General features: G+C 41.8%; 15 protein-coding genes. 13 read left to right on the top strand and 2 right to left on the bottom strand.

From position 1 onward, the window contains the following. Window positions 1-64 precede the first annotated feature (64 nt). From ACJA3J_RS16640 to copZ, 6 genes are all read left to right on the top strand, one after another. Window positions 65-871 (top strand): VLRF1 family aeRF1-type release factor, encoded by an 807-nt coding sequence (locus tag ACJA3J_RS16640; RefSeq protein WP_089654185.1) that lies wholly within the window; start codon window positions 65-67, stop codon window positions 869-871. 253 nt (window positions 872-1,124) lie between these two features. Beyond that, complete coding sequence (locus ACJA3J_RS16635) at window positions 1,125-1,430, top strand: antibiotic biosynthesis monooxygenase (protein WP_115822672.1); 306 nt, start codon at window positions 1,125-1,127, stop codon at window positions 1,428-1,430. Further along, window positions 1,427-1,795, top strand: coding sequence for a hypothetical protein (locus tag ACJA3J_RS16630; protein WP_089654183.1), 369 nt, complete (start codon window positions 1,427-1,429; stop codon window positions 1,793-1,795). The genes ACJA3J_RS16635 and ACJA3J_RS16630 overlap by 4 nt, the downstream gene beginning before the upstream one ends. Window positions 1,796-1,806: 11 nt before the next feature. Beyond that, a complete protein-coding gene (locus ACJA3J_RS16625) occupies window positions 1,807-2,460 on the top strand; it encodes a B12-binding domain-containing protein (RefSeq protein WP_406946311.1) in 654 nt (217 codons plus the stop codon). Then, complete coding sequence (locus ACJA3J_RS16620) at window positions 2,447-3,211, top strand: STAS domain-containing protein (protein ID WP_406944635.1); 765 nt, start codon at window positions 2,447-2,449, stop codon at window positions 3,209-3,211. The genes ACJA3J_RS16625 and ACJA3J_RS16620 overlap by 14 nt, the downstream gene beginning before the upstream one ends. 131 nt (window positions 3,212-3,342) lie before the next feature. Then, entirely contained in the window at window positions 3,343-3,549 is a 207-nt protein-coding gene (gene copZ / locus ACJA3J_RS16615; RefSeq protein ID WP_089654180.1) for a copper chaperone CopZ, read from the top strand. Window positions 3,550-3,605: 56 nt separating this feature from the next. Here copZ and ACJA3J_RS16610 read toward each other — a convergent pair whose 3' ends face one another. Beyond that, window positions 3,606-3,935, bottom strand: coding sequence for a spore coat protein (locus ACJA3J_RS16610; RefSeq protein WP_089654179.1), 330 nt, complete (start codon window positions 3,933-3,935; stop codon window positions 3,606-3,608). 11 nt (window positions 3,936-3,946) lie between these two features. Then, the gene (locus ACJA3J_RS16605; protein WP_115822930.1) at window positions 3,947-4,204 is read right to left on the bottom strand and encodes a hypothetical protein; all 258 of its coding nucleotides are present in this window, start codon (window positions 4,202-4,204) and stop codon (window positions 3,947-3,949) included. 243 nt (window positions 4,205-4,447) lie between these two features. Here ACJA3J_RS16605 and ACJA3J_RS16600 point away from each other — a divergent pair, with 243 nt between their 5' ends. The 7 genes from ACJA3J_RS16600 to ACJA3J_RS16570 all read left to right on the top strand — a co-directional run bounded on the left by ACJA3J_RS16600 (window position 4,448) and on the right by ACJA3J_RS16570 (window position 13,033). After that, complete coding sequence (locus tag ACJA3J_RS16600) at window positions 4,448-5,365, top strand: proline dehydrogenase family protein (RefSeq protein ID WP_406944634.1); 918 nt, start codon at window positions 4,448-4,450, stop codon at window positions 5,363-5,365. Window positions 5,366-5,582: 217 nt separating this feature from the next. After that, window positions 5,583-7,982, top strand: coding sequence for a 3-hydroxyacyl-CoA dehydrogenase/enoyl-CoA hydratase family protein (locus ACJA3J_RS16595; RefSeq protein ID WP_406944633.1), 2,400 nt, complete (start codon window positions 5,583-5,585; stop codon window positions 7,980-7,982). A gap of 26 nt (window positions 7,983-8,008) precedes the next feature. After that, on the top strand, window positions 8,009-9,184 hold the full coding sequence (locus tag ACJA3J_RS16590; protein WP_089654175.1) for an acetyl-CoA C-acetyltransferase: 1,176 nt from the start codon (window positions 8,009-8,011) through the stop codon (window positions 9,182-9,184). A gap of 19 nt (window positions 9,185-9,203) precedes the next feature. After that, window positions 9,204-10,985, top strand: coding sequence for an acyl-CoA dehydrogenase family protein (locus ACJA3J_RS16585; protein ID WP_115894136.1), 1,782 nt, complete (start codon window positions 9,204-9,206; stop codon window positions 10,983-10,985). Between the two features lie 752 nt (window positions 10,986-11,737). Then, window positions 11,738-12,097, top strand: a complete 360-nt coding sequence (locus ACJA3J_RS16580; protein ID WP_406944632.1) for an arsenate reductase family protein — start codon at window positions 11,738-11,740, stop codon at window positions 12,095-12,097. A gap of 82 nt (window positions 12,098-12,179) precedes the next feature. Then, window positions 12,180-12,563: a glycine cleavage system protein GcvH gene (gene gcvH, locus ACJA3J_RS16575; RefSeq protein ID WP_089654172.1), complete on the top strand. Its 384-nt coding sequence runs from the start codon at window positions 12,180-12,182 to the stop codon at window positions 12,561-12,563. Between the two features lie 122 nt (window positions 12,564-12,685). After that, window positions 12,686-13,033: a toprim domain-containing protein gene (locus tag ACJA3J_RS16570; RefSeq protein ID WP_089654171.1), complete on the top strand. Its 348-nt coding sequence runs from the start codon at window positions 12,686-12,688 to the stop codon at window positions 13,031-13,033.

Raw genomic sequence — 13,033 nt, 5'->3', positions numbered from 1 at the left:
CTTCTTTTTCAGGAAACATACAGACTAGATTCGATTTACAATTCTTGAAAGGAGTCGCTGTTTTATGGACTTAAATAAAGAAATAAAGAAACTAGAGGCAGTACACTTAGAAAAACCACAAAAAGTATTTACGATGTATCTAAACACCGACCCTTCCGATCCCGATCAACAAGGGGGAGAATGGAAGATCCATTTGAAAAACGGATTGAATAATTTCGAATCCTATCTTCAAAAAGATGGCGATTCGGATGAAAAGAGAAACTATTGGGCAGTAAAAGAAAAAGTGGAGCAATTCATAGAAGAAAATGAACAAAACTTCGCTAAGAGTGTTGTTTTATTTGCCACTGGCGATGACACGGTATGGTTTGCTGAGCGTTTCCAAATGCCAGTGAAGACAGAATTCTACTGGGAAGAAACACCTGTCCTGGATCAATTGAAAGAGATGCAGAACAAGTTCCCTAAAACAGGAATCGTCTTAACTCAGAAAAATCAAATCAAATTGATTGATGCAGAACTTGGAACACTGAAAGATACACAGTTGTTTGAGCTTGATTTAGATACGGAAGATTGGAGGCAGCACCAAGGGCCACACCGTGCTCAGCCTTCCATGGGATCTGGTGGTGCCAAGACTTCCAAGAGAGATCAATTCCAAGAACGTTTCGAAGCCAACCGTTATCGTTGGTACAAGAGTGTAGCTCCTAAAATCGATAAACTAGCTAAAGATTATGGCTGGGAGCGCTTCTATCTTGTCGGTGATAAAGAAGAGCTGAAAGATCTGCAGGACAATATGAATAAAGAAGCTGAAGACATGATCAACAAGAACCTTCTCGATCATGAAGAGATGCATGTTCTTGATGAAGTTGTGCAATAATCTCAGAAAGGTGCTGGTGCTAAAGCCGGCACCTTTTTATTTGGAAAGTTTTAAATGAGGAGCAGTAAATCATTTGACTGGAATAACAATGTTCGTAATCTCTCCCTGTACCTTACTTATGGGGGGGCGTTTCTCACAGGACGGTAATGACCTATCTTCGTTAAACTTAAGGAGAATCTTAACATTATACATAAAAGAAATGGTTATGATAAAATAATATTTAATGAAAATAAATCAGATTGGGGAATAACACATGTTCGTCGTAGATTCTATGGTGAAGGTACCAGACCATAAAGCAGATGAGTTAATTCATATATACAAAAAAAGATCACGTCTCGTAGACCAGGCGGATGGTTTTATTTCCTTTCAACTGCTACAAAATGATAAAAAGCCCGGTGAGCTAACGGTACACTTGGAGTGGGAATCTAAAGATGCTTATCTTAAATGGGCTCGTAGTGAACAGTTTAAGAAAATTCATGAATTAGAAAAGCAATATCCTGATCAGGAACTTCAAGGGATCGTGCCGAAGGTTTCTAAATACGAGGTGGTCGCAACGTGAATAAGTCTGAGCAAAGCCGCTTAGTTCAATTAGTAGCAGATGAAATTTACGAAGCATATCCGTACCTTTGGGAAAAGTTCGGTCAGAACGGAAGAGACCGAACCGAAGAAGATAACTTCCATCATTTAGATCATTTACAAGCGGCCTATGAGATGGATAGTATCGATTTTTTTATGGATTATACGAAGTGGCTTAATACAGTTCTTACCTCGAGGAATGTTCCTACTTCTTTAATCATTGATAATTATGAACGTCTCGTTCGCTTATTGAAAGATATGGACTTGATAGATGAGAAAGAAAAACAGTGTTATATCAAATATTTACAAGCGGCCTTACAACATTTGGAAACACTTTCAAAGAGGTGAGTACTTTGGACGTGCAACACGAACAATTAGCCCATTATTTCCTTCAGGGAGATGACCAGGGTGCAATAGAATTTATTAAAACGATGCTAGAAAAATATCCGAGAGCTTACCTATATGGAGACATCATCACCCCAGCCATGTATTATGTTGGAGAATTATGGGAGAGGAATGAAATATCCGTGGCGGACGAACATTTAGCTACCGCCATTTGTGATTTTGTGCTTTCGAAATTAGACGCGGAAAGCGGTCATGTAAGCAGGAAACAACAAAAAAATTTCAAAGCTATGTTGTTTGGTGTAGAAGAAGAGCAGCATTACATAGGTTTGAAAATGGTGGCCGATACGTTTAAAGAGCATGGATGGAGAGTGAGATATTTAGGACCGGCTCTTCCTATGGAACACTCTTTTACCCAAATTGAAAAGTATCGCCCTGACGTTATCGGAATCTCGGCGGCTTTACCTTATCGTTTAAAGACGATTAAAATGGTGTTGGAGCGTTTTGCTGAATTAGATTGGAACCCATTGATTATGATTGGCGGCAGATTAGCAAAGGAATACGATTTGAAAGAGTTTGAATCCGATCAGGTAATGGTTGTCAAGGACCTCGGTGATCTAAAGCGGTGGTTCAACGAAGGAAGGGAAGAAAAGATTAATGAAACGAGTTGAACGCAGCTTCCCTTTGCCGCACTTAATCATGAATAAAAATTTTAAAATTGAGTCCTTATCTGATGAAGCTGTTACGATGTTCGGTGAAGTAAACCATTTATTAGAGATCATGGACGAAGGGAGCCTGTCTAAAATAAAGAGATGGGTTACTCCTGAGGTTCATAAACTCTCTTTAGAAATTGCTCTCAAACCTTTAAAGGAAGATAAAAATCCAGTCACATGCGATATGCATGTAAAGTGGAAAAATGATTTGTATGCAGAAGTGTTGATTATTCCAAAGGACGAACAGTTATCGAAAATTACGAAGACCATGGATCAACTGCGCTCCCGATTAAATGATACAAACTTTCAACTCCTGGAAGAAAAGGAAAAATTGGAAGAGGCCATTCAACATGGAAATCGCCTTTCTGCTCCATTTATACGCTTAACAGAAGAAACAGCTTTTATCCCGCTCTTTGGTCATATTACGGCTGATAAAATGTATACAGTGGAAGAGCCATTGCTGCACGCCACTCAGAATGAGGATACAGACAAGGTTCTTTTTGATTTTACCGCAGTAGGACAAATCGACGAGGATGGAGCTCAAATATTGAAAAATTTAATGACCTCATTATGTTATATGGGCTTACAAGTCATCATCACCGGCATTCGTCCAGAGCAGGTGAAGCGTATTCAAATCATTCATTTTTCATCAGAGATTATTTTTATGAATTCTCTGCATCAGGCTCTAAAAAAATATTGTAGCTATTAGTTGACCCGCTCCTTATACAGGAAGCGGGTTTTTTAATACTTAAAGCACATACTTTTATGAAAATATGTTAAAGAATCACTATTTTGTGGAATAGTTCAATAAGAGCTTAGATTGAGAAAGGTTGTGAAATCATGGAAATGACATTAGAAGTAAATGGTATGACTTGTAATCACTGCGAGCAGTCCGTAAAGGGTGCCCTTCAAGAACTGGAAGGGGTACATGGTGTTGAAGTTGATTTAGACAGCGGGAAAGTAAACATCGCATACGATGAAGCTTATGTAAGCAAAAAGATGATGAAAGAAGCCGTAGAGGCTCAAGGGTATGAGCCTGTAGGATAAACAAAAAGAAGCCCGGGTATCCCGGGCTTCTTTTTTAGCTCTACAATCGTTATAAATTACTGGACGTTGTATGGCAATTGGGTCTTATACCCTGTGAATTGTTGATACGTCTGATCGATCTTTTGTTTTTCCGCCTGCTCAAGCGCATACCACCCATTTTTAAACATGAGGTTGTATAAGTTGCGTTGACAGTCCTGCGTTTCCTTGAAAATGGTAGCAAGATCTTGATAAAGGTTTTGATTGCTAGCTTCGTTCAATGCAATATTATAAGAAGCGGTCATGTACTTTTCTGTTGACAGCTGATCATTAACAAAGTCTCTCTCATTCATTTGTGGAGTTTTAGGCACGTTTGTTTCAGGATTCTGTATTTTTTGAGTCTGATTCATGATGTTCCTCCTCAGTTGGTTGTTTGGGATTGAGAATTCAAATGATTAAGCAGCTTATCATAATGGCGCTGGTGCATTTGACCAGCTTCCTCTAAAGCGGCCTGTATTTCCGGTGTTTGACAGTTTTGTGCAAAGAAATGAGCTTTCTTACAAGCATTCAAATTCCAGGACAACATATCAGCTAGATAAAGCTGATCTTTTGTGCTTACGATGTCAGGTACTTGAGACATGGGCTGGGCTTGCTGCATGGATTGATTTTGCTGTTGCATCACGTTTCCTCCTTCTTTTTTCATTTTTTATTATGACCTTCATCCTCATTTCTATAAGAAAAAATCAAGTCGGCAATCAAAGGTAGGAAATACCTTGGTGAAAAAGCTGGGAGTTTGTCGAAGGAAACATTATTTTTACCCATTTCATCTAATGAATGATAAAATAGCAGTATGTTAACGATTACATGACGGAAAAATCAGAATCATTTTTGTGAACGGGAACAAGGTTTAGGGGGTTGGAGAATGGAACGGATACTCAGAAACTTTTTTCTTTTTTTATCAAAAAATCGCTTTTTTACGAAATTGGCAAAGAAATATGGTCTTCGCTTTGGTGCAGGCAAGTTTGTAGCGGGAGAAACGGTCCCGGATGCCGTTGAAACAATCAAAGAATTGAACAAGAAGGGGATGGCTGTGACCATCGACCATCTAGGGGAATTTATCGATAGTGAAGCAGAAGCAAGGGAAGCAGCGGAAGGCTGTATAAAAGCGATTGAAGCGATTGCAGAACATCAGTTGGATTCCCAGCTTTCTTTGAAATTAACTTCCATGGGTCTTGATATATCAGAAGACCTTGTCATGGAGAATATGCGCAGGCTCCTGGATGTCGCTGAAGAAAAAGATGTGTTTGTTACCATTGACATGGAGGATTACGAAAGATGCGAAAAAACACTTGAAATTTTCAAGAAGCTGCGTGAGGATTACGATCATATCGGAACCGTATTACAGTCCTACTTATACCGCACCGTTGATGATATAAAAGAACTCGATAAATACAATCCGAATTTACGACTTGTTAAAGGCGCTTATAAAGAGTCACCGAAGGTCGCTTTCCCTGACAAGAAAGACGTAGATGAAAATTTGAAAAAAATCATACGTATCCATTTGCTTAACGGAAATTATACAGCCGTAGCCAGTCATGATGATCGAATGATCGAATACACGAAATCTCTTGTTGAAGAAAAGGATATATCAAAGGAACAATTTGAATTCCAAATGCTCTATGGAATCAGAGTGGAAAGACAAGAGGAGTTAGTGAAAGAAGGTTATAAGATGCGTGTGTATGTCCCTTATGGAAATGATTGGTATGGCTATTTTATGAGAAGGCTCGCTGAGAGACCGGCGAACGTTGCTTTTGTGTTAAAAGGTGTATTCGGAAAATAATTAGATGCCCGCGGTTATGCGGGCATCCTTTGAGATAATCATGCATAGAATACATGAACCAGAAAAATCCAAGGTAAGATTTCACAGAATTACGGAGAAAAGGATTGCGAAATGTCTGAAAATATTTTATATTATACATAGATACGAATTAGCCGTACTTATTTTTTTGGCTGTAAAATGAATGAGTATTCATTCAAATGAGATAGGGGGAAATGTAATGAATCACAAAATCAAGCGGGCAGCCGTCCTTGGATCAGGAGTAATGGGCGCAGGGATCGCCGCACATTTAGCGAATGTAGGAATTCCTACGTTGATGATGGATATCGTCCCTCGTGAACTGACGGATGCAGAAGCAGAAAAAGGTCTCACGCTGGAAGATAAAGCTGTGAAGAACCGAATTGCTGCTGAAAATAAAAAAGCACTTCTTAAACAAAAACCTTCACCACTAACGAGTAAACAAAACCTTAATCTAATTGAAGTCGGAAACTTTACAGATGATATGGAACGTTTATCCGAAGTCGATTGGGTCATTGAAGTAGTCGTTGAGAACCTTGATATCAAGAAAAAGGTTTTAGCTGACGTTGACCGCCACCGTAAAACAGGCTCTTTTGTAAGTTCCAATACTTCTGGAATTTCCATTGAGGCTATGTCCGAAGATTGCAGCGAGGATTTCAAGGCTCATTTCCTTGGCACACACTTCTTCAATCCGCCACGTTATTTGAAGTTATTAGAAGTGATTCCGACGAAACATACAAGTCCAGATGTTCTTCAATTCATGAAAGAATTCGGAGAGGATGTTCTTGGTAAAGGTGTCGTCGAAGCGAAAGATACGCCTAATTTCATTGCAAACCGAATTGGAACGTATGGCCTTTTAGTGACCGTCCAGCAAATGCTTGAAAAAGGCTACTCAGTCGGAGAGGTGGATTCTGTTACAGGACCGATGATCGGGCGTCCGAAAAGCGCTACGTTCCGTACCCTTGATGTCGTAGGCCTTGACACTTTCATCCATGTAGCTAACAACGTGTACGATCAAGTAGAAGGAGAAGAGAAAAAAGCCTTCGAAACCCCTTCCTTTATGAAAAATATGCTTGAAAAAGGCTGGTTGGGATCGAAGAGCGGGCAAGGCTTCTTCCTTAAGCAGAAAGGTGAGAAGGGTAGTGAGATCCTGCAGCTTAACCCTGAAACCCTTGAATATGAAAAACGAGGCAAGTTGAAAACAAAGGCCACAGAAATGGCGAAACAGGAAAAAGGTCCACAGCGAAAACTGAAGACGCTCGTAAATGCAGAAGGTGACCGTGCTGGAGACTTAGTGTGGTCTGTCGTAAAACCAGTCCTTCTCTATTCCGCAGAATTGTATGGTGAAATTGCTGATGATGTACCATCTATTGATGAGGCCATGCGATGGGGATTCGGATGGGAACTTGGTCCATTTGAGATGTGGGACAGTATCGGTGTGAAGACTTCTGTTGAGCGTATGAAGAAAGAAGGAGAGACGGTTCCAACATGGGTAGAGGAAATGTTGGATGAAGGTATCGATACATTTTATAAAAAGGAAAATGGAAACGTTTACTTCTATCATGAAGGAGAATATATGCAGCAGTCCTTTAATGAAAAGGTCATCAACCTTAAACGCTTGAAAGAAGAGCGGGAGGTCATTAAGAAAAATGCTGGTGCCAGCTTGATCGATCTTGGCGATGGGGTTGCTGGACTGGAGTTTCATTCCAGGAGCAATGCTATTGGTCTTGATATCATCCAGATGATTAATTTTGCCGTCGATCATGTAGATGAGAACTTCGAAGGTCTCGTCATCGGAAACCAGGCGAAAAATTTCTGCGTCGGCGCAAACCTCGGAATGATCCTTATGGAAGCGCAGGACTTCAACTTTTTTGAAATTGAAATGGTCGTGAAAAGTTTCCAGGACAGCATGATGAAAATGAAATACTCGGATAAGCCAGTCGTTGCCGCGCCTTTTGGAATGACGCTTGGAGGTGGAGCAGAAGTTTGTCTGCCTGCTGATGCTATCCAGGCTTCACAGGAAACCTATATGGGGCTTGTAGAAGCTGGTGTCGGTCTGATCCCTGGTGGTGGTGGAAATAAAGAACTTTATATCAAACACTTGAGGAACATTCCTAACGGTGTGGATTTCGACTTACAAAAGGTTGCAAATAGCGTCTTTGAAAAAATCGCAATGGCGAAAGTTTCTACTTCGGGAGAGGAAGCGAAGGAAAACGGCTTCTTAGACCAACAAGACGCCATAAGTGTAAACGGAGATCATCTCCTCCATGATGCGAAGCAAAAAGTGCTCGGATTAGCAAGGTCTGGGTATAAGGCTCCTAAGCGTACAAAAGTACCGGTAGTAGGCGAGCAAGGTTATGCAACTATGGTTCTCGGAGCTAAATCCCTGGCGTTAAGCGGATATGCGAGTGAACATGATCTTAAAATAGCAGAAAAACTAGCTTATGTACTATCAGGTGGAAAGTTGAAAGAAGGAACGCTTGTGGATGAGCAGTATTTATTAGATCTTGAACGTGAAGCCTTTTTAAGTCTTGTAGGTGAGCCGAAGTCTCAAGCTCGTATGCAGCACATGCTCATGAAAGGCAAACCGCTACGTAATTAATTTAATAAAAAAGAGGGGGAAGAGTCGTGAGAGAAGCAGTTATCGTATCAGGAGCTCGTACACCAGTCGGCCGGGCGAAGAAAGGTTCACTTGCACATACGCGTCCCGATGATTTGGCCGCTCTGACAATTAAAGAAACTTTGAAAAGAGCCAACAATTATGAGGGCAACATCGATGATGTCATTATCGGGTGTGCGATGCCTGAAGCAGAACAAGGAATGAACATGGCTAGGAACATTGCCGGCCTTGCCGGACTTCATCATAAAGTGCCAGCAATTACAGTTAACCGTTATTGTTCCTCTGGTTTGCAAAGTATCGCTTATGCCGCAGAAAAAATTATGCTTGGTCACAGTGACACAGCGATTGCAGGTGGAGCGGAGTCCATGAGCCTCATTCCTATGGGAGGCCATGTAATTAAGCCGAATATTCAGTTGGTCGAAAACGCTCCTGAGTACTATATGTCCATGGGTCATACCGCTGAAGAAGTAGCGAATCGTTTTGAAATCTCAAGAGCAGATCAGGATGCATTTGCGGTTCAGAGTCACGAACGTGCAGCTAGAGCGATCCAAGAAGGGAAATTTGAGGATGAAATCGTTCCAGTTGAAGTGACAAACCGTGAGCTTGGAAAGGACAACAAAGTAAAAGAAACAAAAACCCTATTTTCAATGGATGAAGGAGTTCGAGCGGGTACTACGCCTGATGTGCTTGGTAAGCTGAAGCCAGCCTTCTCCACAAAAGGTTCTGTAACAGCAGGGAACTCTTCGCAAATGAGCGACGGTGCAGCAGCCGTTATGGTTATGGACCGGGAAAAAGCAGAAGCTGAAGGTCTTACTCCTTTAGTTAAATTCCGCTCCTTTGCAGTGGCCGGAGTAGAGCCGGAGATCATGGGAGTTGGGCCGATCGAAGCTGTACCAAAAGCTTTGCGAATGGCTGGTCTTTCTTTATCCGACATTGGCCTCTTTGAATTGAATGAAGCATTTGCTTCTCAATCCCTTCGAGTCATTCGGGAACTTGGATTAGATGAAGAGAAAGTAAATGTGAATGGTGGGGCCATTGCCTTGGGCCACCCGCTAGGATGTACCGGTACAAAGCTTACCTTGAGCTTGATTCATGAAATGAAACGCAGGAATGAGCAATTTGGTGTGGTGACGATGTGTATTGGTGGCGGTATGGGAGCCGCTGGAGTATTTGAATTAATTTAACTCGGGGAGGAACAGAAAGATGAGCGATTTGAAAGAGATGATTAAAGGTGGAGGATTCATTGTCGAAGATTTGGCTGCAGAAGATGTGATTACACCGGAAGATTTTACTGATGAACATTTAATGATTGCAAAAACAGCGGAAGATTTTGTCCTTGGTGAGGTTGTACCAAAGATCGAAAATCTTGAAAACCACGAATTCGAGCATTCCGTTGCCCTATTGAAGCAAGCGGGTGAGTTGGGATTGTTAGGTGCTGATGTACCAGAAGAGTACGGTGGATTACAGTTAGATAAGATCAGCTCTTCATTGATCACTGAAAAGTTTTCTCGTGCTGGAGGCTTTTCCGTTACCCATGGTGCTCACGTAGGAATCGGATCCCTGCCGATTGTTTTCTTCGGTAATGAAGACCAGAAACAAAAATACCTTCCGTTGCTTGCTACAGGAGAGAAAATAGCAGCATATGCTCTAACAGAGCCTGGTTCAGGATCCGATGCTCTGGGAGCGAAAACAACGGCCAAGTTAAATGATGCAGGTACTCATTATGTTCTAAATGGTGAGAAACAGTGGATTACGAACTCTGCGTTCGCCGATGTGTTCGTCGTGTATGCGAAAATCGACGGAGATAAGTTTACGGCGTTTATTGTGGAGCGCGATTATCCTGGCGTATCTACAGGGCCGGAAGAGAAGAAGATGGGAATTAAGAGTTCTTCCACACGTACATTGATCCTTGAAGATGCTGAAGTACCTGTCGAGAATGTGCTTGGAGAAATTGGCCGTGGGCACGTCATCGCTTTCAACATTTTAAACGTCGGTCGTTATAAATTGGCTATTGGTGGAGTAGGTGGAGCTAAGCGAGCGATTGAACTTTCGGTCAAGTATGCAAAGGACCGTAAACAGTTCAAGACTCCAATTGCAAGCTTTCCATTGATTCAGGAAAAGATCGGTTCCGTAGCCGCCAACACGTATGCAAATGAGAGTTCCGTCTATCGTACGGTAGGCTTATTCGAACAAAGTATGGGTAAATTATCTGAGGAAGAACTGAAAGACGGATCAGCCGTTGCAAAAGTCATTGCAGAATATGCCATTGAGTGTTCATTAAACAAAGTATTCGGTACAGAACTCCTTGACTTTGCTGCTGATGAAGCCGTACAAATACACGGTGGATATGGTTTCATGGCTGAATACGAAGTAGAAAGAATGTACCGTGATTCTCGAATCAACAGAATTTTTGAAGGAACGAACGAAATCAACCGTATGATCGTTCCTGGTACATTGTTGAAAAAAGCAATGAAAGGCGAGTTGCCTTTACTTCAAAAAGCTCAAGCCCTTCAAGAAGAAATCATGATGATGATGCCTGAGGAGCCAGGCGTAGAAGTACTGGAACAAGAGAAATATTTATTGAAGAATGCGAAGAAGATTGGTCTCCTTGCCGCTGGCCTCGCCGCGCAGAAATACGGGGAAAAACTAGAAAATGAACAAGAATTACTTGTTAATATCGCGGACATAGTAGGCGAGATTTATAACATGGAATCTGCCGTCCTTCGTACAGAAAAAGCGATCAACAAAACGGGTGAAGAGAAGAACAAACAGAAACTTCTTTATACACAAGTTTATGTGCAGGAAGCCTTCAACCGAATCGAAGGACATGCGAAGGAAACATTGATTGCTGCGGAATCCGGGGATTCTTTAAGAATGATGCTTGGTGCATTAAGGAAACTGACACGCCATACACCGACGAACGTTATTCCTAAGAAGCGCGAGATCGCCAAAGCATTGATCGAAGCCGAAAAATATACAGTCTAAAAAATATAGAATGAATGTGACACAGGGCCTGCACTTTCGAAAACGCGAAGGTGCAGGCCTTCGTTATGACCTTTCCTTGTTAAACAATATGGCAGGATTATTGATGACTTGATTTCGAGATGATTTCGGGGTTCGTTGCTTAGTTTGAGCGTCAGGGGTAGTTGGGAAGCTACTCGCTTTCCTGTGGGGATGGCGGCAAGCCTCCTCGAGCTTCGCTCTGTGGGGTCTCGCCAGCCAATCCATTCCCACGGGAGTCTCGCAGCTTCCCAACCACCCCATTCCATGAAGATGAGAAACGAACCCCTTTACTGTGGGAGGGTGCCTTCCACTATCCTGGTGTTATAAGCATAAAGCGCTCTATAACAAGCTTTTCGTATGCAGAATAGCGTCCTTAGGAGTTCATTCCCTTCCAATTACCATGGGCATAAAAGCGGCTTATTCCGGAAGTGGTTTCGAGATACTTATATGGCAAAGGGGCGGAGGGGAATGGCGAGACTCCTGCGGGAAAAAAGTGCTTGGTGAGACCCCACAGGACGCAGTCCGAGGAGGCTCACCGCGCTCCCGCGGAAAGCGAGCTATTCCCCGCAGCCCCCATCCACTCAACAAAAGTCTCGAAACTGAGTCTTAAACTAAAGGAAGCTATTATGGAAGAACTTTATGTGGTGATTGTGAAGACAATAATAGAAATAAATGAAATCTTTGCCTTCGTTATGATAAAATATTAGACAACAAGAATGAAGGAGGGTGTGTAGATGTCTTTAACCTTCTATTGGTACCCGAATTGCGGTACGTGTAATAAAGCAAAAAAATGGTTGGATGAGGAAGGGATTGACTACGAATCTGTACATATTGTCAATAATCCCCCTTCGAAAGAGCAGTTAAAGAGCTTTATAGCTACTAGTGATAAGCCTGCAAAAAAATTCTTTAACACTAGTGGGAAAAAGTATAGAGAACTCAACATGAAGGAAAAGCTAAAAGAAGCAGAAGAAGGCGAAATGATTGAGTGGCTTGCATCTGATGGCATGCTGATTAAGCGGCCTATCCTTACCGATGGTGAAAAAACAACGGTAGGGTTCAAGCAAGAAGAGTTTGAGAACGTTTGGTCTCAGTGAGCACATTATTGGGAATAGAAGCCTATAGCTTTTATGTTTATATTGGTTGTTGAACTATAATTATTATTTGGAGGTAATTGAAATGAGCGTACCTAAAGATCTGCGTTATTCTGAAGAACACGAATGGGTGAAAGAAGAAGGGGAAAAAGTAAGAGTCGGCATTACTGAATTCGCGCAATCAGAACTTGGGGATATCGTATTCGTAGAACTTCCTGAAGTCGGGGATGAACTAGAAGCGGATGAGCCATTTGGCAGCGTAGAATCTGTGAAGACTGTCTCTGAACTTTATGCCCCTCTTAGTGGTAAAGTTGTGGAAGTAAACGAAGACCTGGAAGACAGTCCAGAGTTTGTCAATGAATCTCCTTACGATAAAGCTTGGATGGTTGTTGTTGAGCCAAGTAACAACTCTCAAATCAACGACTTGATGACCCCGGAAGAATATGAAGCAATGATCGATGAAGACTAAGGATAGTGCATTGGACAGGCAGGGCTTTAAGAAACCTTGTCTGACATGATCACGTTTGATCTTAATCATGTTCAGACCATGCCTGATTGGCATGGTCTGTTTCTATATAGTAGGTGATGAAGATGGATGGAGAACGAATCGTCATTGTTGAAGGAATTACAGATAAGAAGAAGTTGAATAAAGTTCTTGATGAAGAGATTGAAATCATCTGCACCCATGGTACTTTAGGAATCGAGCGGATGGAAGAAATGATTTTTGATCATAACTTAGATGATCGGACCGTGTATATTCTAGTGGATGAAGATGACTCTGGCTACAAATTAAGAAAACAATTGATGGAAGAGCTTCCTCACGCTGAGCATATCTACATAGATAAGGCTTTCAGGGAAGTAGCAGCTACGCCGGAACCTGAATTGGCAAGAGCCTTACTCAGTAGACATTTCAATGTAAAGTCGATCTATTTAATATAG

Source organism: Halobacillus sp. SY10 (assembly GCF_045401165.1).
GTDB classification, from domain to species: Bacteria; Bacillota; Bacilli; order Bacillales; family Halobacillaceae; genus Halobacillus; species Halobacillus aidingensis.
This window is presented reverse-complemented; position numbering and strand designations above follow the sequence as displayed.